Source organism: Winogradskyella ouciana, assembly GCF_965284585.1.
GTDB classification, from domain to species: Bacteria; Bacteroidota; Bacteroidia; order Flavobacteriales; family Flavobacteriaceae; genus Winogradskyella; species Winogradskyella ouciana.
Window position 1 is genome coordinate 2511186 of sequence record NZ_OZ260095.1, and the last position, 23529, is coordinate 2534714.

18 protein-coding genes are annotated in these 23529 nt (G+C 36.5%); 15 read left to right on the forward strand and 3 right to left on the reverse strand.

Annotation, left to right across the window (positions count from 1 at the left end):
- Positions 1 to 171 precede the first annotated feature (171 nt).
- Complete coding sequence (locus tag ACQ65V_RS11205) at positions 172 to 1893, reverse strand: hypothetical protein (RefSeq protein WP_430467956.1); 1722 nt, start codon at positions 1891 to 1893, stop codon at positions 172 to 174.
- Positions 1894 to 2070: 177 nt separating this feature from the next.
- Here ACQ65V_RS11205 and ACQ65V_RS11210 point away from each other — a divergent pair, with 177 nt between their 5' ends.
- The 3 genes from ACQ65V_RS11210 to ACQ65V_RS11220 are packed head-to-tail and all read left to right on the forward strand — an operon-like array spanning position 2071 to position 3689.
- Positions 2071 to 2664 carry an RNA polymerase sigma factor gene (locus tag ACQ65V_RS11210; RefSeq protein ID WP_430467957.1) on the forward strand — a complete coding sequence of 198 codons (594 nt, stop codon included), beginning with the start codon at positions 2071 to 2073 and terminating at the stop codon, positions 2662 to 2664.
- The gene (locus ACQ65V_RS11215) at positions 2648 to 2821 is read left to right on the forward strand and encodes a hypothetical protein (RefSeq protein WP_202913865.1); all 174 of its coding nucleotides are present in this window, start codon (positions 2648 to 2650) and stop codon (positions 2819 to 2821) included. The genes ACQ65V_RS11210 and ACQ65V_RS11215 overlap by 17 nt, the downstream gene beginning before the upstream one ends.
- 34 nt (positions 2822 to 2855) lie before the next feature.
- On the forward strand, positions 2856 to 3689 hold the full coding sequence (locus ACQ65V_RS11220; protein WP_273290254.1) for a mechanosensitive ion channel family protein: 834 nt from the start codon (positions 2856 to 2858) through the stop codon (positions 3687 to 3689).
- Positions 3690 to 3872: 183 nt separating this feature from the next.
- On the opposite strand, the gene ACQ65V_RS11225 is transcribed toward ACQ65V_RS11220, so the two are convergent.
- Positions 3873 to 5228 carry a DEAD/DEAH box helicase gene (locus ACQ65V_RS11225; RefSeq protein WP_430467958.1) on the reverse strand — a complete coding sequence of 452 codons (1356 nt, stop codon included), beginning with the start codon at positions 5226 to 5228 and terminating at the stop codon, positions 3873 to 3875.
- 128 nt (positions 5229 to 5356) lie between these two features.
- On the opposite strand from ACQ65V_RS11225, the gene pabB reads away from it, so the two are divergent.
- Positions 5357 to 6649 (forward strand): aminodeoxychorismate synthase component I, encoded by a 1293-nt coding sequence (gene pabB / locus ACQ65V_RS11230; protein ID WP_430467959.1) that lies wholly within the window; start codon positions 5357 to 5359, stop codon positions 6647 to 6649.
- A 102-nt stretch (positions 6650 to 6751) separates the two neighbouring features.
- Here pabB and ACQ65V_RS11235 read toward each other — a convergent pair whose 3' ends face one another.
- On the reverse strand, positions 6752 to 7441 hold the full coding sequence (locus ACQ65V_RS11235; RefSeq protein WP_430467960.1) for a hypothetical protein: 690 nt from the start codon (positions 7439 to 7441) through the stop codon (positions 6752 to 6754).
- 114 nt (positions 7442 to 7555) lie between these two features.
- Between ACQ65V_RS11235 and tilS the strand changes: the two genes are divergently transcribed.
- From tilS to ACQ65V_RS11290, 11 genes are all read left to right on the forward strand, one after another.
- The gene (tilS, locus tag ACQ65V_RS11240; protein WP_430467961.1) at positions 7556 to 8881 is read left to right on the forward strand and encodes a tRNA lysidine(34) synthetase TilS; all 1326 of its coding nucleotides are present in this window, start codon (positions 7556 to 7558) and stop codon (positions 8879 to 8881) included.
- Positions 8882 to 8928: 47 nt separating this feature from the next.
- Entirely contained in the window at positions 8929 to 10548 is a 1620-nt protein-coding gene (ade, locus tag ACQ65V_RS11245) for an adenine deaminase (RefSeq protein ID WP_430467962.1), read from the forward strand.
- Between the two features lie 186 nt (positions 10549 to 10734).
- The gene (locus ACQ65V_RS11250; RefSeq protein WP_430467963.1) at positions 10735 to 12204 is read left to right on the forward strand and encodes a CoA-acylating methylmalonate-semialdehyde dehydrogenase; all 1470 of its coding nucleotides are present in this window, start codon (positions 10735 to 10737) and stop codon (positions 12202 to 12204) included.
- Positions 12205 to 12265: 61 nt separating this feature from the next.
- A complete protein-coding gene (locus tag ACQ65V_RS11255) occupies positions 12266 to 13606 on the forward strand; it encodes an aminotransferase class III-fold pyridoxal phosphate-dependent enzyme (RefSeq protein ID WP_430467964.1) in 1341 nt (446 codons plus the stop codon).
- 133 nt (positions 13607 to 13739) lie between these two features.
- Positions 13740 to 15410, forward strand: a complete 1671-nt coding sequence (locus tag ACQ65V_RS11260) for an NCS1 family nucleobase:cation symporter-1 (protein WP_430467965.1) — start codon at positions 13740 to 13742, stop codon at positions 15408 to 15410.
- A gap of 1 nt (position 15411) precedes the next feature.
- Positions 15412 to 16797 (forward strand): dihydropyrimidinase, encoded by a 1386-nt coding sequence (gene hydA, locus ACQ65V_RS11265; RefSeq protein WP_430467966.1) that lies wholly within the window; start codon positions 15412 to 15414, stop codon positions 16795 to 16797.
- A gap of 35 nt (positions 16798 to 16832) precedes the next feature.
- Positions 16833 to 17699, forward strand: coding sequence for a nitrilase-related carbon-nitrogen hydrolase (locus ACQ65V_RS11270; RefSeq protein ID WP_430467967.1), 867 nt, complete (start codon positions 16833 to 16835; stop codon positions 17697 to 17699).
- 3 nt (positions 17700 to 17702) lie between these two features.
- Positions 17703 to 19028 carry an FAD-dependent oxidoreductase gene (locus tag ACQ65V_RS11275; protein WP_430467968.1) on the forward strand — a complete coding sequence of 442 codons (1326 nt, stop codon included), beginning with the start codon at positions 17703 to 17705 and terminating at the stop codon, positions 19026 to 19028.
- 95 nt (positions 19029 to 19123) lie between these two features.
- Positions 19124 to 20458 (forward strand): NAD-dependent dihydropyrimidine dehydrogenase subunit PreA, encoded by a 1335-nt coding sequence (gene preA / locus ACQ65V_RS11280; protein ID WP_273292442.1) that lies wholly within the window; start codon positions 19124 to 19126, stop codon positions 20456 to 20458.
- 106 nt (positions 20459 to 20564) lie between these two features.
- Entirely contained in the window at positions 20565 to 22457 is a 1893-nt protein-coding gene (locus ACQ65V_RS11285) for a CocE/NonD family hydrolase (RefSeq protein WP_430467969.1), read from the forward strand.
- Positions 22458 to 22540: 83 nt separating this feature from the next.
- Positions 22541 to 23521, forward strand: a complete 981-nt coding sequence (locus ACQ65V_RS11290) for a YheT family hydrolase (RefSeq protein WP_430468630.1) — start codon at positions 22541 to 22543, stop codon at positions 23519 to 23521.
- Positions 23522 to 23529: the final 8 nt, after the last annotated feature.

Sequence of the window (23529 nt, forward strand, 5' to 3'; positions counted from 1 at the left end):
TTATTCATTTAAAATTAAAATTTTTATAGAGGTTTCAAAATTTTTCACCTGGAACTTCGATTAATGGTTATAGCTTTCCGACAAACTGTAACATGCTCATTAGTAAATGATTGAATTTTTGAAAGACACTAAAGTTGAAGCGATAAATTCTCTTAAAAAGAACAATTCCCTCTATAATTCAAAGTCCGCATGTTTCCAACTGTTTTTAAACAATTCAGTTGTGGCTTCTATTTGTGCTTTGTCATCCGAAGTTTTGTAAGCATTTAGCATACCGTGATAAGCCCAGCCATTATTGGGATAATTCTTTAAATCTTCTTTGTAAACCTCAATGGCTAAGTCTTGTTGACCATTAAGCACAAGTGCTTTCCCTAACTGATGTCTGATGGAGAAAAACCAATCTGGCGGTTCATTATAGTTTAAAGCGTCTTCCATTTTAACCGCTTCTCTCAGTAAAACAATACTTTCTTTTAAATGTTTTGGGTTCTCTTTTGCTTTGGCAAGTAATAATTCGGCTTTTAAAACTTTTTCAGCTATTTGAACTAAATCATAAACTGTATTAATATCCCAAATCGTAACGTCTTTTAAACTTTCATCTTTTGCTAAAGTTTCTAAAGCCGTAAGTTCTGCTTTTGCACTGTCTATATTGTCCTTCCCTAGATGTGCCATGCCTTCTGCATAATGACGAATAGCTTTAGGATATTTTAGATTGTAGGTGTTTAATTTCATGTTTAAAATTTCGTCCCACATTCTAAATTTTACAGCAACATAGTAAGGTATAACGTAATAATGTTGTAGCGTTCCCCAACCTGGCTCTTTCATAATGTCTGGATGTACATGTTCAGAAACTTTATTAGCACCTACCATTGCCCAATGACTATTACCTTCTAGTGTTGCAGTAGCTGCCATAAAATGATAGTTATGAGGGTAATAACCTAAAGGGTAAGCACCCTGAGCATGGCAATTGGTGACATAAATACTATCCGCTTTTGCAGCTGCAATGTTTGACAATGTGCCTTTGTGGTATTCACCAGTCCTTATATACGTATGCGAAGGCATATGTAGCAAATGACCAGAACCAGGAACCAATCCATTATCGAATAGTTGAGCAGAAGCATCTGATTTTTCTGGTGTGTTGGACATTTCAACTGAATGTATATAAAAGTGATGAGCACCTGGATGCTTTGGATGTTTTTCAATGGTGCTTTCTAATATTGAAATAATTTCAGGCGTCCAAGGACGTGCATTTCCCTCTTTATCAAATAAATCCCAAGGATGTAAATTCATCATGGATTCGGCATAAAGCACTGATATTTCTGAATCATTTGGGTACTTGTCATATAAACTAGCTAAAGCCTCTGAATATTGAGTGTCCAATTGGCTTCTGTCCTCTGGAGGTTCTTTAGAATAGCGCAAAGCCATTGCGTCAATAAATAGCCTTTCTTTTTCCGAAACATTTACTGATAATTCTTTCGCTTTCTGTATAGCTTCATAAGCGCGCTCATAGTTGTCTGGCTCCATACCTGCATTGTAATTTGGGCCAAGAACATAGGCAAAACCCCAAAACGCCATAGCGCAGCTTGGATCTAGTTTAGTAGCATAATAAAAAGAACGTGCAGCTTCAGCATGGTTAAAAGCATAAGCCAAAGCCATACCTTGATTAAAATAGCGTTGAGCCAAAGTGTCTTTCGTGGTAATCGGATAATCAATAACATCATAGCCATCTAGAAGAGGTGCAATATTATCTTCTGTGTACCATTTAAAATCTGTTACTGGAGGTACGCATGAATAATTTGAAGCAACCTTTGAACCAATTTCAGTATTTATTTTGTCTGCATTTTTTTTACACGAAAAAAAAAGAACTGCAATGGTGAGAATTATGATAATTTTTTTCATCTTGTATGGGATTGAAATTTAGCAGTTTACGAATATACATTTTATATCTTGATGAGGATATTCACTGAACTATAATTTAATTAAAGATTTGTAAGAAAAATTGCAGAAAAAATGTGACCTCATTATAAAAACTGTGTCTTAACCTTAATAACCAACGTTAACAGACTAAAAAATCAATTGACAACTGAAGCTGTTCATAGCCTAACCGATGAAGCGCTTGTAGAAGCTATCGTAAAAACCAACGACACTATGTTGTTTGAGGTGCTGTACGATAGATATGCTACAATGGTTTATAATAAGTGCTATGGATTTGCCAATGGAGTTGACGAAGCCAAAGATCTAACACAAGATGTTTTTTTAAGAGTCTTTATAAAGCTGGCAAGTTTTAAAGGGAAGTCAAAATTTTCTACTTGGTTGTATGCTTTTACATACAATCATTGTGTAAATTATGTGACCAGAAATACCGCCAAAAAGATTGAAAAAAAATCGGTAAGTTCAGAAAGTATTGACATTCAAAATATAGGAGAGAATATTGATTCTACGCGTGAGTTCGAAAACATGCGACTAGAGCAGTTAAAGCTAGTAATGGAATTGATTTCGCCTGATGAGAAAATGATTTTATTGCTAAAGTATCAAGATAATTTATCTATTAAGGAATTATCTGAAGCTTTAGATATCGGTGAAAGCGCCGTTAAAATGCGCTTAAAAAGAGCAAAAGAAAAATTGGTACGTAAGTACGATAATTATACGAAAGATGGAAAATCCATTTAAGCAAATAAACAAGCCTTTAAAGGAAGTTCCGCCAGAACTGAAGGCAAAAGTCATGCACGATATTGCAATGGCCAAGCTGTTTATGGAATTGGCTGAGTTATTTTCGTATAACATAGGTCATATCATTGATAGTGTAACCAGCAAAAGAAAAAAGTAATACTTAATAAACCCTAACATTAAAATTAATAAGTATGGACAAAGTGAGTGAATTTTCAGAAGTAGCAATGAAATCTCTAACCAATATATGGTTAGAGATCACTGAAATTTTTCCAAATATAATAGGTGCACTTATAGTGCTTATCATAGGATGGATTGTTACTAAATTGGTCGTTAAACTAATAAAGAAAATTTTAAAAGTTGTCAAGGCCAATAAGCTAGATGATAAGTTGAACGAAATTGAGATTATTGAAGGCAAAAAACTAAACTTTGACACTGTTAAGGTAGTTTCTAAAATAGTTAAGTACCTGATGTATATCGTAATTTTTGTTACGGCATCAGATATTATGGGATTAGAAATCATCACAGAACAGATTAGTGACCTGCTATCTTATCTACCGCAATTATTCGCTGCTTTAGTCATATTCATTCTTGGATTGTTGTTTGCAAATTTTGTAAAAAATGGCTTAAAATCATTATTTGAGTCTATGGATTTATCTGGAGCTAAAATGATCAGCCAGGTGGTCTTTTTCTTAATACTGACCTTTATTTCTATTACTGCATTAAACCAAGCTGGGATTAATACTGAGATAATCACCAATAACATAAACATGATCATTGCTGCATTTCTATTGGCATTCGCCATTGCTTTTGGATTTGGAGCAAGAGAAGTTGTTGGGAAATTGCTCAGAACTTTTTACGCCAGAAAAACATTTGAAGTAGGTCAAAAAATAATTTTCAATGATCAGACCTATACCATTGATGAAGTAAAAAGCATCTCAATAATTCTAAAAAACGAAAATGGAAGACTAATAGTGCCAATAAATGACATTACGGAAAATCAAGTACAAATGCAGGACCAACTATAAGGTTAGGGTTATAGATTTTATTTTATAATAAAATGCGGTCCTGCTGTACTTGACTTCTAAGAAGCACTTTTCATTGATTTGATAAGTGCTTTTTTATTTTATATTACTTTTCACCAGACACCAGACACCAGACACCAGACACCAGACACCAGACACCAGGCACCAGACACCAGACACTAGACACTATTTCCGCTTTTTGTTTCTACGATTATAATTTTTATCACCACGGGTTTTAGGCTTTTTATATTTCTTGGCTATTTCACGTCTGTAAGAACCACCTAAGTTCTCTTTTTTATTCTTTTCCTTTTTCTCATGGAATGCTGGCCCAACGTCATCATCAGATCTACGTTTTATAGGATTATTGTGCTCACGTATTTGCGGCCGTTCTTCCTCAATGAGTTCAGTAGAAATTTCAACGTCTTCAGGAATGTCGATGGTTTCAATTTTCATGTCCATCAAGGCTTCAATACGCTCTCTGGCTTCTTGTTCTTTTTCTGTTGAAAAAAGCAAAGCATTACCTTCTTTTTCTGCACGACCAGTTCTACCGATGCGGTGCATATAGTTTTCAGGATAATCTGGAGTGTCAAAATTGATAACATGCGATACATCGTCAATATCCAAACCTCTGGCCATAACATCCGTGGCAACTAATAATCGATGTTCTCCCTCACTAAACTGTTCAATACTTCGTAACCTATAGTTCTGGGTTTTGTTGGAATGAATAACACAGCTATCACCAGGAAACAGTTCTTCAAGCTGATCAAAAAGACGATCCGCCATCTTTTTATAAGCCACAAAAATCAATACTCTTGAAAATTCATCCTTGTCTTGAAGCAGATGTTCCAGAATGTTGACCTTGGTGTAAAAATTAGGAACATCGTAACGTTGCTGTTTGATATTCTCTAAAGGAGTACCAGAAACAGCAATTGAGATCTTGGTCGGATTAATGAAAAAATCAGTTATCAATTCATCCACATCTTGGGTCATAGTGGCAGAGAACATAATGTTTTGTCTGCGTGGAGGTAGAATATCAAAAATATTCATCAGTTGATGTCTAAAACCTAAGTCTAGCATCACATCCACTTCGTCAATCACTAATTTCTGAATTGATTTTAACTGCAATACACGACTAACTGCCAAATCGTATAATCGACCAGGCGTAGCTACAATAATATCCTGACCTTGCGCCACAGCTTGTTTTTGTGTGTTGATGTTAGTACCACCATATACACCCAAAATACGATTGTTAATGTACTTCGACATTTTTTCAATCTCTTCCACAACCTGTACCACTAACTCTCGTGTTGGCACCAAAACTAAAACCCTTGGGTTGTCTTGTCTCGAATACTTAAGATGTCGTAGAATCGGAAGCATATAGGCAAAGGTTTTACCAGTACCAGTCTGTGCAATACCAACGACATCCTTACCGGAAGCCACAACATTGAAAGCCTCCGCCTGTATCGGAGTTGGGCTCTCAAAGCCTAAGTCTTCAATAGCGTTGTATAAAGGGGTGTTTAAGTTTAAATCTTGAAATGTCACAGTTTATTTTTAAGCGACAAAGATACGTTTTCAGAATTAAAGGCCTCTTAGTATTCAAAATCCAAACTGGTTTTAAATTTTTTTACTCCAAGTTTAATTTTCGGTAAATTGCACTAATTATTTTTCTATTGAGAACAACACTTAAGCATTCACTAAAACATCCTGAAAATTTCAAGCAACAATTGCTGGTTTGGGCACAGCAATTCGATGATGTGGTTTGGATAGATTCTAACAATCATTCAGGCAAATACAGCAATTTTGATGCTGTTTTAGCGGTAAATGCCTTTACATCCATTAAAACGGATTATGTTGATGCTTTTGAGCGACTTAACGAATACCAACAATCAACTAAAGATTGGATTTTCGGTTACCTCACTTATGATCTTAAGAATACTACAGAAGCGTTAGTATCCAATAATTTTGATGGCTTAGCATTTCCAGATTTATATTTCTTTCAACCAAAAAAACTCTTTTTGCTTAAAGGAAATGAAGTCGAAATTCAATATCTAAAAATGGTGGACGATGAGATTGAAAGTGATTTAGTAAAGATCCAAGAATCTAACAATCTAACAGTCCAAAAATCTAATGATCTAATAAAAATCAAACTCAGAATCCATAAAGACAACTACTTCGAAAAAGTCAACAAAATGCTCGCTCACATCCAAAGAGGCGACATCTACGAAGCCAACTTTTGTCAAGAATTCTACGCTGAAGACAGTCAAATCAACCCATTAGAAACGTTTAACAAGCTTAATGCGATATCAAAACCTCCTTTCGCAACCTTCCTAAAACTAGAGGATAAATATTTGTTATCAGCTTCACCAGAGCGCTACATCAAAAAAGAGGGTAATAAGATCATCTCCCAACCTATAAAAGGAACGGCAAAGCGATCAGCGGAAAAGAAAGAAGACGCTGAGCTAAAAGAAACATTATCAAAAGACGAAAAAGAACGTAGCGAGAATATTATGATTGTGGATCTAGTACGAAACGATCTATCACACACAGCAGAGAAGGGAAGTGTAAAAGTTGAAGAACTGTGCAAAGTCTATACGTTTTTGCAGGTGCATCAAATGATTTCAACAATTTCTTCAAGAGTTTCAGAAAATATTAAGCCTATTGATATATTGAAAACCACTTTTCCAATGGGAAGCATGACGGGAGCGCCAAAGATTTCAGCAATGAAAATTATAGAGGATTTGGAAGAAACCAAACGTGGCTTGTACTCAGGTTCGGTTGGCTATTTTACGCCAAATGGTGATTTCGACTTTAATGTGATTATACGTAGTATTCTTTATAACGAGACAAAAAAATATGTGTCTTACTCCGTTGGTAGTGCCATTACAACTAAAAGTGACCCATTAAAAGAATATGAAGAATGCTTGATTAAGGCCAAAGCTATGCGCGAGGTTTTGGAGAATTAGTTTTTAGCCGCAGTGTTAAGTATAAAGTAAAATTGCACTCAGTATTACTAAGCTTTGCGTCTTTGCGCCTTAGCGAGAAACTTCACGCTTCTCACTAAATCCCTACTCAATATGTGTTCTAAAACTTTTCTTAACCCTATCAAAAATTAATTTTACACGGGAGTTACTGATGTTCTTTATTTTGGCAATGTCTTCAAAATCGAGGTTTCCAAAAATATACAAATCCACTATGTTAGAGATGTTTATAGGTAGCCAATTGTAAAATCGCCCAAATACTTCTGGAGATCGTTTTGCAGGTAAGTTGGAAACTTCAAAAGCTCTAAGTATTGAGGTCTCCTTGTCTTCGTATAAATAAAGCTCATTGTCTTTTTCTCGTTGGTACGAAATGTCGTTAAGCTCAGTATTTAATATTAAATCCATATCTGCATCTATGGTATAATCTTCACCGAGTTTTGCGATTTCTCTTTTCCGCATTTCACTGGTACTGATAGTGTTTTTATGAAATACCTCTTTTTTAAAGAGTTCATTCATATAATCATCAACCAGCTTAAATAATTCCAGTTTTACAGCATGGCGTTCAGCATCGATATTAAACCCATTATTGTAGAGCTGTATAATGCATTCATCAATAATTCCGTTGGAAGAATACATGTTTTTTGGAAGAATACCAGAGGTTTCAGCAATATAAATTCGGTGTTTTACGTAAGGGTGTAAGTGACTTACTGCAGAAAGAACTTTTTTATCAAAGGTAATTTTTGCAGATTTGGAAGAGAGTTCTTGTAATGTGCTCATAACCTTTTGTTTTTGTGTTCCTTAAAGTTATCTATAAATAATCATATTTTCAATGATTTTTATCATTTTAACGTATGTAATTGCAGCACTAATTGTATATCGTATCTTTACGAAATGCTTAAGAATTTTAAAAGCCACTTACAACAAAAACTACCTTTTCTGCTGGAAAGCAAAGTAATCATTGCCATTTCTGGAGGAATAGATAGTGTGGTATTGGCGCATTTGTGTAAAAAACTGAATCTCGATTTCTCACTCGCACACTGCAATTTTAATTTGCGTGATGAAGAAAGCGATGCAGATGAAGCCTTTGTTCTGGACTTAGCTGAAGATTTAGATGTTGAAGTCTTTGTCCAGAATTTTGATACCGAAGCTTATGCCAAGGATTTTAAACGTTCCATCCAAATGGCAGCTCGAGAACTGCGCTATAATTGGTTTGCTGAATTGGCAGAGCAATTGAAGTTCGATTATATTTTAACAGCACATCACGCAGACGACAATCTCGAAACCTTTCTCATCAACTTCACTCGTGGTACAGGGCTGAATGGCTTAACGGGAATCCCGATGAAGAATGAAAACATAGTTAGGCCAATGTTGCCATTTTCAAGACAGGAAATTGAAGTTTACGCAAAAGAAAACCAAATTAAATGGCGAGAGGATAGCAGTAATTCTTCAAGAAAATATTTGAGGAACAAGTTACGTCATGAAGTCGTGCCAATTTTAAAGGAAATCAATCCGCAGTTGTTGGATAGCTTTCAAAATACATTGGACCATCTCAATGATACAGCAGATATTGTTGCAGAAAGTGTTGATGCCGTTGCAAACAAGGCAATAGTTTCATTAGATGAAGATGATGTGTTTTTCAAGGTTTCAGAATTTAAAAACTTGAAGAATCCAAAAGCGTATTTATTTGAACTTCTAAATGAATTTGGATTTACCGAGTGGAACGATGTTGTTAATCTCTTGGATGCACAATCTGGAAAGCAAGTGTTTTCCAGCACACATCGTTTGGTAAAACATCGTGACTATTTGATTTTGTCTGAGAAAAAGTCTAAAGCAACCGAAAGTGTCACTCTGAGCGAAGCCGAAGTTAAAAATAGTAGAGTAAAAATACCTTTAGGAATCTTATTTTTTGATGAAGCAGATGCTGTGAAAGAAAACAGCAATACGACTATATATGTTGATAAGAACAAATTGAATTTCCCTTTGGGACTAAGAATTTGGAAAGAAGGGGACGTATTTCATCCTTTGGGAATGAAAGGCAAAAAGAAAGTCAGCAAATATTTAAAAGATGAAAAATTGTCTTTAATCGAGAAAGAAAAAACATGGGTATTGACCTCAAATAATGACATAGTTTGGATAGTTGGAAAACGAGCAGATGAACGTTATAAAGTGACTAATGAAACAGATCAAATTTTAAAAGTAGAATTGGTTAATCCGTGAGAATCTGTGTAACCTGCCTGCCGGCAGGCAGGTCCGTGTCAAAAAATATGAAACTAAAAGGAAACATAATAGACATCCCAAACCGTAAAATCTTCAAAGGAGAAATCACCATTGAAAACGGTAAGATTAAATTTATTGAAGAAAAGGACTGTGAAGAAAATCACTACATCCTACCAGGTTTTGTAGATGCACACATCCATATTGAAAGTTCTATGCTAGTGCCAAGCGAATTTGCTAAAATAGCTGTAAAGCATGGTACAGTCGCAACCGTTTCCGATCCACACGAAATTGCAAATGTGCTTGGCGTAAAAGGTATTGAGTTTATGATTGAGAACGGTAAACAAACACCATTTAAATTCAATTTTGGAGCGCCAAGTTGCGTGCCAGCTACAAACTTTGAATCTGCAGGAGCTGTTATCGATTCCGACGCTATTAAAACCTTAATGGCAAACCCAGATATTAAATATTTGGCCGAAATGATGAATTATCCAGGAGTCATTTACGATGATGCCGAAGTACTTAAAAAACTGGAATGGGCAAAACACTACAACAAGCCCATTGATGGTCATGCGCCAGGATTGCGAGGAGATGATTTAACCAAATACATTTCGGCAGGAATTTCCACAGACCACGAATGTTTCACCTATGAAGAAGGCTTAGAAAAACTTCAAAAGGGTATGAAAGTCATTATCCGAGAGGGTAGTGCTGCCAAAAACTTTAAGGCACTAATTGACTTGCTCGACAAACATTATGAAAACATGATGTTCTGCAGTGATGACAAGCATCCAGATGATTTATTACTTGGGCATATTAATGAGTTATGCGCAAGAGCAGTAGAAAAGGGAATCGATATTTATAAAGTGCTTCAAGCCGCTTGTTCCAATCCTGTAAAACATTATAATCTCGATGTTGGTTTGCTAAAGATTGGTGATGATGCAGATATGATTGTGGTCGAGGATTTAAAAGACTTTAAACCGCTTCAAACATATATCAATGGTGATTTGGTTTACGATAATGGAGTCTCAAAAATTAATCATGTTCAATTTGAAAACTTAAACAATTTCAACACAGATAAAAAAGAAGTTTCTGATTTTAGGTTTGAATCCAATGCGAAACAAATTCGAGTTATAGAATGTTTAGATGGTGAATTGGTAACCAATGAAATCATTGAAGATTCTAAGATTGAAGACGGGAATCTAGTTTCAAATATTGATAATGATGTCCTAAAAATGACCGTTGTCAATCGCTACCAGAACGATAAACCAACAATAGCATTTATTAAAAATTTCGGATTGAAAGAAGGAGCCATAGCAAGTTCCGTTGGTCATGATTCTCATAATATTATCTCTGTTGGAGTATCAGATGAAGCCATTTGCGAAGCAGTTAATCTTTTAATTGAAAACGAAGGTGGAATTTGCGCGACAAGTCGTAGTGATGAGAAAGTCGTTCCATTGCCTGTTGCTGGCATTATGAGCGATCAAAATGCAGAAACTATTGGCAAACAGTATTCCGAATTGGACAAAATGGCAAAGGCATTAGGCAGTAAGCTTCATGCTCCTTATATGAGTTTGTCCTTTATGGCACTGTTGGTTATACCTTCTTTAAAACTGAGTGATAAAGGATTATTCAATGGAGGCGATTTCAAGTTTACTTCTGTCGAAGTTTAAGCACTAAACTAAAAATCATTCAACATTACGCTCGATTTATTATTGACTTTTCAATAATAAGCTCATATTAATATATATTTCATATATTTGGATAGAGTGCGGTTAGAAATAGTCAACCCTTTGGCAAATTTTCTACAGCATTCTTATTTTTTGTTCAAATATTAATAAAATTAATCTGATAAGCTGATGATGAATGTAAGCGAAACACTTTCCGAAGTAAAAAATTATATAGATGGTAAGTTTGAAAGAAATGGCCAAAACTCTATGGATGTTTTAAGTCCATTAGATGGAAGTAAAATTTCCTCAATTCCTTTATCCACAACTCAAGATGTAGATTCTGCCGTGCAAGCCGCGAAAAAAGCGTTTCCATCTTGGTCTGAAATGACCTTTAAAGAACGCGTTCAAATCTTTTTCAGATATCGCACTTTACTCGAAAAAAACATGGAAGAACTAACCGAGTTAGTTCAACTAGAAAATGGTAAAACCTATGGCGAAGCTAAAGCTGAAGTTGAAAAAAGCATGGAGCTTTGTGAGTTTGCAGTTTCCATTCCACAAATTATTACAAACGAAGTGCAAGAAGTCAGTAAAGGTGTAGAATGCCGTATTGAACGCAAACCTCTTGGTGTTGTAGCGTCCATTACACCTTTTAATTTCCCGAATATGGTGCCACATTGGACATTACCAAATGCTCTTGTGCTAGGAAACACCATGGTAATGAAACCATCGGAATTGGTGCCACTAAGCACAGTTCGTATGGCAGAATTGCTTAAGGAAGCTGGACTTCCAGATGGTGTGTTTAATATTGTTAATGGCGGTAAGGAAGTGGTTGAGGCCATTTGTGATCATGAAGAAATTAAAGCAGTGTCGTTTGTAGGCTCTACTAAAGTGGCGAAAATTGTATATAAACGTGCAACTTCAAACTTAAAACGATGTGTGGCTTTAGGAGGCGCAAAAAATCACTTACTGGTATTGCCTGATGCCAATCCAGAAATGACAGCTTCAAACGTTGTGGCTTCTATGTCTGGTTGTGCAGGTCAACGCTGTATGGCAGCTTCTGTAATGGTTGGTGTAGATAAAGTGCAACATATTATTGACAGAATGGTAGAGGAAGCCAAAACCATAATTCCAGGTGAAAATTTGGGTTCTGTTATTACAAAAGAAGCGAGAGAACGCATAGAAGGCTATATCGCTGAAGCGGAAAAAAATGGTGCTAAAATTTTGCTCGATGGTCGTAACGCTACTGTAAAAGGAAAAGAAGGAGGCTATTACGTTGGACCAACCATTATTGATTATGTAACTACTGACATGTCTGTAGCTCGTGAAGAAATTTTCGGACCCGTAATTTCAATATTGCGTGCTAAAGATTTAGACGAAGCTATAGAGATAGAAAACGGTTCCAATTATGGTAATGCAGCAGCTGTATTCACACAAAGTGGAGGATTGGCAAAACAAGTTATGGAACGCGCAAGTGCTGGAATGATTGGCGTTAATATTGGAGTTCCAGTGCCTAGAGAACCATTTTCTTTTGGAGGTTGGAACGAATCAAAATTCGGAGTTGGTGACATTACAGGTAGAAGTTCCATAGAGTTTTGGACTCAAAATAAGAAAACAACCATCAAATGGAATCCAGAGGCAAAAACCAATTGGATGAGCTAAAGTTCCTGCGAAGGCTGGAATCTCATAATATTTAACTCTAAATTTCAATCAATTCAACTTAATGAGTAATCAACAAATCATAAAAAATAACCTCGACTACACACTTTTTTCCTGGTCTAAGCAAGGCGGACTTGAACCAATAAACGCATCACATGCCAACGGCTCTTATGTTTATGATAGAGATGGAAAAAAATACTTAGACTTTTCTTCTCAATTAATGAATGTTAATATTGGTCATGGAAACCAACGCATCACTGATGCAGTTGTAAAACAAATGCAGGAAGTAAGTTATGTGTATCCAGGAATGGCAACTGATGTTCGTGGTCAATTAGGCAAAAAACTCGCTGAAATTACACCAGGTAACCTTGCTAAGACATTCTTTACTCTTGGTGGAGCAGAAGCCATAGAAAACGCTATTAAATTAGCGAGAATGTACACAGGACGACATAAAATAATCACACATTATCGAGCCTATCATGGTGGCACTTATGGTGCTATGACAGCAGGAGGAGACCCAAGACGTTTTCCTTCAGATAGTCAAGCAATGCCAAATGTGGTACATGTTGAAAATCCTTATGCATATCGTTGTCCGTGGAATTCTAAATCTATTGAAGAATGTGGTGAACGTGCCATTGCACACTTAGAACGCGTTGTTCAGTTTGAAAATCCTGGTAGTGTTGCTGCTATTTTATTTGAAGGCGAATCTGGTTCATCAGGATGTATAAAATATCCACCAATGTATTTAAAACGTGTTCGAGAGCTTTGTGATAAATATGGAATTATGATGATTGATGATGAGGTTATGAGTGGTTTTGGTCGCACAGGAAAAATGTTTGGTATAGATCATCACAATGTAACACCAGACATGATGTGTTTGGCTAAAGGCTTAACTTCTGGGTATTTACCTCTTGGAGGTGTTGTGGTCACTGATAAAATTGCAGAATATTTCAATGACAATCCTATGGTAATTGGATTGACCTATTCTGCACATCCTACATTATGTGCTGCAGCATTGGAGAATTTAAAAATCATTGAAGAAGATAATTTAGTAGAGCGAGCAGCCGAAATGGGACAATATATCGAAGCTGAAGTCGAAAAACTAAAAGCAAAACATCCATCAATTGGAGACTTTAGAAATACAGGATTGCTTGGTTGTATAGAATTGGTTAAAAACAGAAAAACTAAAGAACCTGTTACACCTTGGAATGCTAAACCAAGTGAGATGGAAATGACTAACAAAATGGCTGCAAAGATTAGAGAATTGGGCATGTTTACGTTTGTACGCTGGAACTGGATTTTCATTGCGCCTCCTCTAAATGTAACAAAAGAAGAAGTCGATGAGGGCTTAAAAATAATCTCTGAAGCCATTGCAATTGCTGATGAGTATGTCATTCCTGCGTAGGCAGGAATCTCATGAAATTAGACCTCACAGGTTTTAAAACCTGTGAGGTCTAAAGTATAGAAACAGAAAAATAATAACGCATTTATTCCTTCCCTTAGGGAAGGTTAGGATGGGAAAAATAGCGTTCCATTAAATGAGCAAAGACATTGTAGAATTACAAGAAGATGTATCTAGCTCTTCACTTTATAGTGAGGATTTAGCTCCTGTACCTACCAACCAAAGAACTTGGAGTAAATGGCATTTGGCTGCTATTTGGGTTGGTATGGCGGTTTGTATTCCAACGTATCTTTTAGCCTCTTACATGATTAAGACTGGCTTAAATTGGTATGAAGCTCTTATCATTATAGGTCTTGCTAATTTAATAATCACTATCCCAATGGTACTCAACGGCCATGCAGGCGTAAAATATGGTATTCCATTTCCTGTGATTGGTCGAGCCGCATTTGGCACTAAAGGTGTTCACTTGGCTTCGGTCACAAGAGGAGTCATTGCCTGTGGATGGTTTGGCGTACAAACTTGGATAGGTGGATTGGCGATTTATGCGATTTTTAATGCGATTACAGGTTCGACAGGAGAGTTGGGTTTGTCTATTGGCAAATTCGTGAGCTTCGGTATTTTCTGGTTCATTAATATGTATTTCATCTGGAAGGGCACCGAAAGCATCAAATGGCTCGAAACCTATTCGGCTCCCATCTTAATTATCATAGGTATTGTTCTGATTTATTGGAGTTATAATAAAGCGGAAGGGTTTTCAATTGTATTAGACCAAAGTGTTCAGCTTGAAAATACTGCCGCAACTATAACTCATGAAAATGATACTTATTTTCTAAATCTTAATGCATTGCATGATAAAGAAGGAAACCTGAAAGTTTCAGAGTATAATATCGTTTCCAATGAAAATACAACATGGGAAACTTTTACAAATCAACCTATAGCGATTTCTAATCCTGAAAATGTTAAGGTACAATTCAGAAACACAGAAGGAGAATCATCAGTGTTATCCAGTGTTGTTACAGCAAATATTGTCGACCCAAATTCTAAGGAAAGTAAATTGTGGCGTTATATTTTATGGCTTACTGCTATGGTTGGTTTCTGGGCTACTATGTCCATAAGTATAGCAGATATTACGCGTTATGCATCCACTCAGAAAGATCAAGTTGTGGGACAGTTTTTAGGGCTTCCGGCAACCATGATGCTCTATTCTTTTGTTGGGATCTTTGTGACTTGCGCAGCAATTATTAACTTTAAGGATATATTGATAGCAGATGATGCACCTTGGGATCCAGTATCGTTAATTGCAAAATTCGAAAATCCAGTCGTCGTTATTGTAGCGCAGGTGTTTATGATAATAGCTACGTTGAGTACCAATATAGCGGCCAATGTTATAGCACCATCTAATGCATTTTCAAATCTATGGCCTAAAAAGATTAGTTTTAAAACTGGTGGAACCATCACAGGAATTATAGGAATTTTAATTATGCCTTGGTGGTTATTAAACGAAATTTCAGGATTCTTGATTTTTGTAAGTGGTTTGTTGGGTCCGGTTCTTGGAATTCTGATTGCCGATTATTTTTTAGTCCGAAACAAGACAATGGAATTGGCTGAACTCTATAAAGAAGAAGGAATCTATTCCTATAACAAAACAGGATTTAATAGGGCTGCAATGATTTCATTAGGTATTGGTGTGTTTGCCGCACTGATTGGTTATTGGGTGCCTGCATTGAGTTTCTTGTATTCACTATCTTGGTTTACAGGATTCATCATTTCGTTTGTCCTGTATTATTTATTAATGAAGAAAAAGTAAAATGTCTATACTGATTAAAAATGGTCGTGTTGTTACGGCTTCCGAAAGTTATATCGCTGATGTGTACACAGAAGGCGAAAAAATTGTGGCTATTGGAAAAGATTTAAATTATAAAGCTGATAAAATTATTGACGCTTCAAATAAACTTGTTTTTCCTGGTGGAATTGACCCTCACGTGCATCTAGATATGCCTTTTATGGGAACCTATTCTAGTGACGATTATGAAACAGGAACTCGTGCTGCTTTGCATGGAGGTACAACAATGATTATAGACTTCATATTGCAAACACAAGGTGATACGCTTCATAATGCCTTAAAAACTTGGCAAGGCAAATCTAAAGGAAAAGCCATTGGAGATTATTCATATCACATGGCAATTACGGATTTCAATGATGATGTCGCAAAAGAAGTTGTTGAGATGATAGAGGAAGAAGGTATAACATCGTTTAAAACATTTATGGCCTATAAAGGAGCGTTAATGATTGATGATGGTCAAATGGTACAACTGATGAAGGTAGTTAAAAAACATGGAGGATTGGTTACTGTTCACGCAACAAATGGCGACATGATTGATTCGCTCATCGCAAAAAATAAAGCACAAGGGAATTTATCACCTTTATACCATTATTTATCACAACCAGAAGTTACAGAAGCGGAAGCGTCAGCACGTTTTTCAGATATGTTGCACTATACAGATTGTCCTGGTTATATTGTACACATGACTTGTGAAGGTGCGTTAAACGCCGTTAGAAAAGCAACACAACGTAATCAAAAAGTATTTGTGGAAACCTGTACGCAGTATTTGATTTTGGATGCTTCATTGTATGAAAAAGATTTTGATGGCGCTAAATGGGTAATGAGCCCACCATTGCGCGAAAAGAAAGACCAAGTAGCTTTATGGTCAGGAATCAATCAAGGATTGGTACAAGTAGTTGGTACAGATCATTGTCCATTTATGTGGGAACAAAAGAAAATGGGAAAAGATGATTTTTCAAAAATTCCTAATGGTCACCCAGCGATTGAGCATCGTATGGAACTATTGTTTTCTGAAGGCGTAAACAAAGGAAAGATATCACTGCCAAAATATGTTGAAGTGGCTTCAACCAATGCGGCAAAAATATTCGGCATGTATCCTAGAAAGGGAACCATTGCCATAGGAAGTGATGCTGATTTAGTAGTGTTCAACCCAAAAAAGGAACACACAATTTCAGTGGATACTCACCATATGAATGTAGATTATTCAGCCTACGAAGGCATGAAAATAACAGGAAAAACCGAAACCGTAATTTTAAGAGGACAAGTTGCGATCGAAGATGAAGAATGTAAATTGAAAGCAGGACACGGACAATTTATTCCGCGAGGAAAAACAAGCAAGACAGTTATCTAAACGATTAAAAATATCAATAAACAAACAGTAAGACAATGCCAAGAAAAGTAAAATCAGGATTGATACAAATGAGTCTTCCAATGACGGAAGGAGAAGGAACCATTCAAGAAATCATGGATGCTATGTACGATAAGCACATTCCGTACATTGAGGAAGCTGGAAAACAAGGTGTACAAATTTTGTGTTTACAAGAAATATTCAATACACCATATTTCTGTCCTGGACAGGATAAAAAATGGTATGCATCCGCAGAATCTGTTCCAGGGCCAACTACAGAAAAAATGCAAGTGCTTGCTAAAAAACATAATATGGTGATTATCGTTCCAATCTACGAAAAGGAATCACCAGGAGTATTGTACAATACAGCTGCAGTCATAGATGCAGATGGAACTTACTTAGGAAAGTATAGAAAAAATCATATTCCACATACCACTGGGTTCTGGGAGAAGTTCTTCTTTAAACCTGGTAATATGGGATATCCTGTGTTTCAAACTAAATACGCTAAGGTTGGTGTGTACATTTGCTATGACAGACATTTTCCTGATGGAGCAAGAGTTTTAGGTCTTAATGGAGCTGAGATTGTTTATAATCCTTCAGCAACTGTAGCGGGATTAAGCGAATACTTGTGGAAGTTAGAACAACCAGCACATGCAGCTGCTAATGGCTATTTTATGGGGTGCATAAATCGAGTTGGAGAAGAGAAACCATGGAATTTAGGTAAGTTTTACGGACAATCATATTTTGTTGACCCTCGCGGACAAATTTTTGCTGAGGCTTCTCGAGATGATGATGAGTTATTAGTGGCAGAGTTCGATTTAGATTTAATAGAAGAAGTACGCTCTACTTGGCAATTTTTCAGAGATAGAAGACCGGAAACCTATGGCAGATTAACTGATTTATAAGATATGGCAGAATATAAAAGACCGACCACAAAGGAAGAATTCGATAAGAATTTCAAGCAGAAAAAACCATTGATGAACGATACTGAAGCCTATTATGAAGCTTCACGATGCTTGTTTTGTTATGATGCACCATGTATTCAAGCGTGTCCTACGCATATTGACATTCCGTTGTTTATTAAACAGATTCATACGGATAATGTCACTGGAGCATCAAAAACGATTTTTGCTGCCAACTGGCTAGGAAATGCCTGTGGAGTGGTTTGTCCAACAGGTGTCTTGTGTGAAGGTGCTTGTGTGTATAATCATCAGGATGTGCCACCAATTCAAATTGGGAGACTTCAAAACTATGCAACAAATACAACCATTGGAGAAGACAAAGTCATTTTTAAAGCCGGAAAATCAAATGGTAAAAAAGCAGCAGTTATTGGTTCAGGTCCTGCAGGAATTGCTTTTGCAAGTGAAGCAAGAACTTTAGGTTATGAGGTTGATGTTTTTGAAGCAAAATCATTGCCATCAGGATTGAATGTTCATGGTGTTGCACCATATAAAATAACCAATGAAGAAGTTTTAAGTGAAATTGAATACCTTCAGAAACATTTAGGATTCAATATTAAATACAATTCGGCAATAGATTCCAAAGAACAAATAAAAGAATTAGAGCATAATTACGATGCCATCTTTTTGGGGGTAGGATTAGGAAACACAAGAACTTTAGGATTAGAAGGAGAAGACAAAGCCAATGTTGTAGGAGCTGTAGAGTTTATTGAAGAGCTTCGTAAAAAACAGCACAAAATGAAAGTCCCTCAAAAGGTTGTTGTGTTAGGAGGTGGAAATACAGCAATGGATGCAGCTTCAGAATCGGCTAGGATGGGAGCCAAAAAAGTAGTTTTAGCCTATCGAAATTCCAAAGAGAAAATGGGTGCCTATGGTTTTGAGTATGATTTAGCCATAAGTGCTGGAGTAGATAGTTTGTTTCATGTTACGCCTTTAGAGATTGTAGGAAACGGAAAAGTTGAAGGTGTGAAATTTGCAAAAACAGAAATTGTTGAAGGCAAATTAAAAACCAATATGAAAAACACTTTTGTAGTGCGATGCGATTTGGTAATAAAAGCCACAGGACAAGCAAAACAAGGACATTTATATGAGCTTATTGACAATCTCAAAGTAGATCATAAAACAAGAATAGAAACCAATGCTGAATTTCAGACTTCCAATCCGAAATATTTTGCAGGTGGTGACGCCATAAATGGTGGTGCAGAAGTGGTCAATGCAGCATATGATGGAAAAATGGCAGCACGTGGTATGCATAATTATTTGAATAAAGAATAATACCAGATGTCATCCTGAACTTGATTCAGGATCTCATTGTTGTAGAGCAAGTAAAATAGATTTCGCATCAATTTCGGAATGAAAAAAACAAAAATATGATAGACTTATCCATAAACTTCGCAGGCATTAAATCACCGAATCCGTTTTGGCTCGCATCAGCACCTCCAACAAATTCAGGATATCAAATAATGAAAGCTTTTGATGCTGGTTGGGGAGGAGCGGTTTGGAAAACGCTTGGTGTTCCGGTAGTAAACGTATCAAGTCGTTATGGTTCCGTAAATTATAGAGGTACCAAAATGATGGGTTTCAATAATATCGAATTGATTACGGATAGACCATTAGCTGATAACCTTCGTGAAATTGAAGAAGTTAAAAAATACTTTCCAGATCATGCAGTCATTGCATCTTTAATGGTGGAAAGCAGAGCAGAATGGGAGCAAATTATAAAAGATGTAGAAAATGCTGGTGCAGACGGTATTGAACTTAATTTTGGCTGTCCTCATGGAATGTGTGAACGTGGTATGGGATCAGCTGTGGGTCAAGAACCAGAAGTTTTAAAAACTATTGTTGGTTGGGTGAAGGAAGCAGCCAATATTCCGGTAATTACTAAGCTGTCACCAAATATTTCACATATTACCGACCCAGGATTGGCAGCCGTTCAAGGTGGAACGGATTCCATATCCCTAATCAACACTATTAAAAGTATTGTTGGCATCGATTTAGATTCTTATGCACCTTATCCAATCGTAGATGGAAAGGGAACCAATGGAGGGTATTGTGGTCCTGCTGTAAAACCAATTGCGATGCACATGCTCAAGGATTTAGCACAGCATCCAGAAATTGGTAAAGTGCCATTATCTGGTATTGGTGGTATTGAAACTTGGCGTGACGTGGTTGAATTTATTTTGTTAGGTGCGACCTCAGTTCAGGTTTGTACAGCAGTAATGCATTATGGTTTCGGAATTGTACGCGAAATGGAAGCAGGTTTACGCCAGTTTATGGAAGAGAAAAATTACCAAACTATTTATGATTTTGCTGGTAAAGCATTGCCAAATGTTACGGAATGGAAGCATTTAAATCTCAAACATAAAGTCGTTGCCGAAATAAATGAGGACAAATGTATTGGTTGTGATTTGTGTTACATTGCTTGTGATGATGGAGCGCACCAAGCTATTGCTTTGTCTGATGATCCAGCAATCAGAATTCCGAGTATTATAGAAGCAAATTGTGTTGGTTGTAATTTGTGCTCATTGGTTTGTCCTGTTGAGGATTGCATTACTATGGTAAAAAGAGATGATGGTAAAGAAAATGTTACATGGCACGAACGTACTGAAAATGATGATATTCCAGTAACTTTCGACGATGATAGAGCAGGAGGTAAAGGACATTTTGTACCGACACCTCAGGATGCTTTAAAACACAGGAAGTAAAACCCATTACACTTAATATGAGATATAACCTTTTTTAGATGATTCTTTAAAAGGTTTTTTTAATGGCAATACTTATCTTTAGGTTTTTAAAAATTATACCAAGATCATGATCAAAAAAGTTTTCAGCTTAATTTTAATCGCATTTTTACTTTATAGTTGCAAGGATGACAAGCATCAAGCTATAGATTCACCTGAAATAGCGGAAGGTGAAAACACCTACGCAAAGGACAACTACACCAAAAAAGAGGTGATGATTGCAATGCGCGATGGTATTAAATTGCATACCACCATTTATTCACCTAAGGACACTTCAAAAGAATATCCGATACTAATGATGAGAACGCCATATAGTTGCAGACCTTATGGTGAAGATGAGTTTAAGGCAAAATTAGGACCTAATAAATACCTTATGGAAGAAGGAAATATTATGGTGTATCAAGATGTAAGAGGTCGCTGGAACAGTGAGGGAGTTTACGATAATATGCGTGCTTACATTCCTAATAAAACAGAAAATCAAACCGACGAAGCCACTGATACTTACGATACTATTGAGTGGCTCATAAACAATGTTGAAAACAACAACGGTAAGGTTGGTACTTACGGTATCTCCTATCCTGGATTTTATGCTACGTATTCTTTGTTAGATGCGCATCCAGCGTTAAAAGCAGTATCGCCTCAAGCTTGTATAGGAGATTTCTTTTTTGATGATTTTATTCACAATGGTGCTTATTTACTGAGTTACTGGCGCGCCACTTCGGTGTTTGGCTATATGAAGGATGAGCCAACTACGGAGGCTTGGTACGAATTTCCAGATATCGGTACTGAAGATCAATATCAGTTTTTTGTGGATAACATACCGCTTAGCAAGCTTGATAGATTTTACGATTCCACCAATGTGTTTATGGAACAACTAAAAGAGCATGTCACTTATGATGAATTTTGGAAAAGCCGAGGCATCATTCAACATTTAAAAGACATTAAGCCAGCAACGATGGTCGTTGGAGGGTTTTTTGATGCTGAGGATTTGTATGGTCCATTCAACACATATAAAAGTATTGAGAATAATAGCGACAACTACAATACTATAGTTTTTGGTCCTTGGAGTCATGGTGATTGGGCGAGAAGTAATCCAAGACAAGTGATTGGGAATATCCATTTTGGGGATAGCATTTCGGATTATTTTCAGAAGAATATTGAAACCAAATTCTTTAACCATTTCCTTAAAGGTGAAGCTAATGGTGAAACTGGTTTGGCCGAAGCGCATATGTTCAATACAGGGACGAAAATGTGGCAAAGCTTTGAATCATGGCCACCTAAGAATGCGGCAAAGGAAAGCTATTGGCTACAGCCAAATGAAAGGTTAACTCAACAACCAAATCGTATGATGGCAACGTCTGATTTTATCAGTGACCCGTTGAAACCAGTACCATATTCTGAAGACATTAAAGTGGTCTTTACACCACGAAAGTTTATGACCGATGACCAACGTTTCGCTGCAAGACGACCAGATGTATTGGTGTTTGAAACTGACATACTTGAAAAAGACATTACGTTAGCCGGAGATATTTTAACAAAGCTAAATGTGTCTACCACAGGGACAGCAGCCGATTGGATTGTGAAAGTCATTGATGTGTACCCATCTGATATGGAAACACCAGAGGACAATGAAGATGTACAGGATCATCTAAAACTCAGTAACTACCATCTATTGGTAAGAAGTGAAGTTATGAGAGGTCGCTTTAGAAACAGCATGGAAAAGCCAGAGCCTTTTGTTCCAAATCAAAAAACAGCGGTAAATTTGAAGTTGCAAGATGTCTTCCATACGTTTAAAAAAGGACATAAAATTCAGGTGCAGGTGCAGAGTACGTTTTTCCCTTACATAGATGCCAATCCGCAGACGTATGTGGATAACATCTTTGAAGCCAAGGAGTCTGATTTTAAAGCACAAACGCATAGAGTGTTTAATGACTCTTCGATAGAGTTTACAGTCTTAAAATAGAGCTATCGTCACTTCGATTGTCCCCTTGAGGGGACTTTAGGGGTGTAAAGAGGGTTTTTAATAAATGAATTAAAGGGCTTGTTATTCCAATAATCCAATCCACATACAAACCGCCATTCTGGGCAAAGAAAAGCTTTACATCAACCGTATTTTCAGGTTTGGCAAGACGCGTGAAAGGTGTCGTACAAACACGAGAACGCATCACGTTACCAGATGGTGACTTTCTCGATTTAGACTGGAGTTACGCTGAGCAAAAGTCGAATAAGGTCATTGTTTTGCTTCATGGTTTAGAAGGAAATGCACAGCGACCATATATCACTGGCACAGCAAAATTATTTAACAAAAATGGCATTGATGCCTGTGCAGTAAACTTTAGAGGTTGTAGTGGCGAACCCAATTTATTGTATCGCAGTTACCATTCGGGTGCAACGGAAGATTTGGAAGCCGTCATCAATAGTATATTGGAGAAAAACCAATACGATGAGATTTATATCAAAGGCATCAGCTTAGGGGCTAATATGGCACTAAAATATGTAGGCGAACGTGATGATGTGCCAAAAGAAATAAAAGCAGTTATCGCCATTTCTACACCTTGCGATTTAAAAGGCTCATGTGATGCATTGTTGAGCTTAAAGAATAAGCATTATGCGATTCGGTTTTTAAAACATTTAAAAGATAAATTAAAACCTAAGTTATCACAATTTACTGATAATATTAATATTAAGGATTTTAATTCAATCAAAACTTTAATTGGATTCGATGAAGTTTATACCTCTAAAGCCCACGGTTTTAAGGATGCTTATGAATATTATGAGAAAGCGAGTTGTCTGCAATTTTTGCCGAACATAAAAGTGCCAAGTTTAGTAATCAACGCACTTAATGATTCGTTTTTATCTGCGGAATGTTATCCTGTAAAAGAAGCGAAACACAACCCAAACCTATTTTTAGAAATGCCCAAATATGGTGGACATGTAGGGTTTATCGACAAAAGGAATATTTATTATAATGAATGGCGTGGACTGGAATTTGTAAATTCTATCAATAAAGGTAAATTTGAAGTGTAATACATTTA

What these genes read in the sequence shown, in the direction of transcription:
- ACQ65V_RS11205 (WP_430467956.1), bottom strand. Translation starts at nt 1,893, where the DNA reads ATGAAAAAAATTATCATAATTCTCACCATTGCAGTTCTTTTTTTTTCG.
- ACQ65V_RS11285 (WP_430467969.1), top strand. Translation starts at nt 20,565, where the DNA reads ATGATCAAAAAAGTTTTCAGCTTAATTTTAATCGCATTTTTACTTTAT.
- ACQ65V_RS11260 (WP_430467965.1), top strand. Translation starts at nt 13,740, where the DNA reads ATGAGCAAAGACATTGTAGAATTACAAGAAGATGTATCTAGCTCTTCA.
- ACQ65V_RS11270 (WP_430467967.1), top strand. Translation starts at nt 16,833, where the DNA reads ATGCCAAGAAAAGTAAAATCAGGATTGATACAAATGAGTCTTCCAATG.
- ACQ65V_RS11255 (WP_430467964.1), top strand. Translation starts at nt 12,266, where the DNA reads ATGAGTAATCAACAAATCATAAAAAATAACCTCGACTACACACTTTTT.
- preA (WP_273292442.1), top strand. Translation starts at nt 19,124, where the DNA reads ATGATAGACTTATCCATAAACTTCGCAGGCATTAAATCACCGAATCCG.
- ACQ65V_RS11250 (WP_430467963.1), top strand. Translation starts at nt 10,735, where the DNA reads ATGATGAATGTAAGCGAAACACTTTCCGAAGTAAAAAATTATATAGAT.
- tilS (WP_430467961.1), top strand. Translation starts at nt 7,556, where the DNA reads ATGCTTAAGAATTTTAAAAGCCACTTACAACAAAAACTACCTTTTCTG.
- ACQ65V_RS11235 (WP_430467960.1), bottom strand. Translation starts at nt 7,441, where the DNA reads ATGAGCACATTACAAGAACTCTCTTCCAAATCTGCAAAAATTACCTTT.
- ACQ65V_RS11220 (WP_273290254.1), top strand. Translation starts at nt 2,856, where the DNA reads ATGGACAAAGTGAGTGAATTTTCAGAAGTAGCAATGAAATCTCTAACC.
- ACQ65V_RS11275 (WP_430467968.1), top strand. Translation starts at nt 17,703, where the DNA reads ATGGCAGAATATAAAAGACCGACCACAAAGGAAGAATTCGATAAGAAT.
- hydA (WP_430467966.1), top strand. Translation starts at nt 15,412, where the DNA reads ATGTCTATACTGATTAAAAATGGTCGTGTTGTTACGGCTTCCGAAAGT.
- ade (WP_430467962.1), top strand. Translation starts at nt 8,929, where the DNA reads ATGAAACTAAAAGGAAACATAATAGACATCCCAAACCGTAAAATCTTC.
- ACQ65V_RS11215 (WP_202913865.1), top strand. Translation starts at nt 2,648, where the DNA reads ATGGAAAATCCATTTAAGCAAATAAACAAGCCTTTAAAGGAAGTTCCG.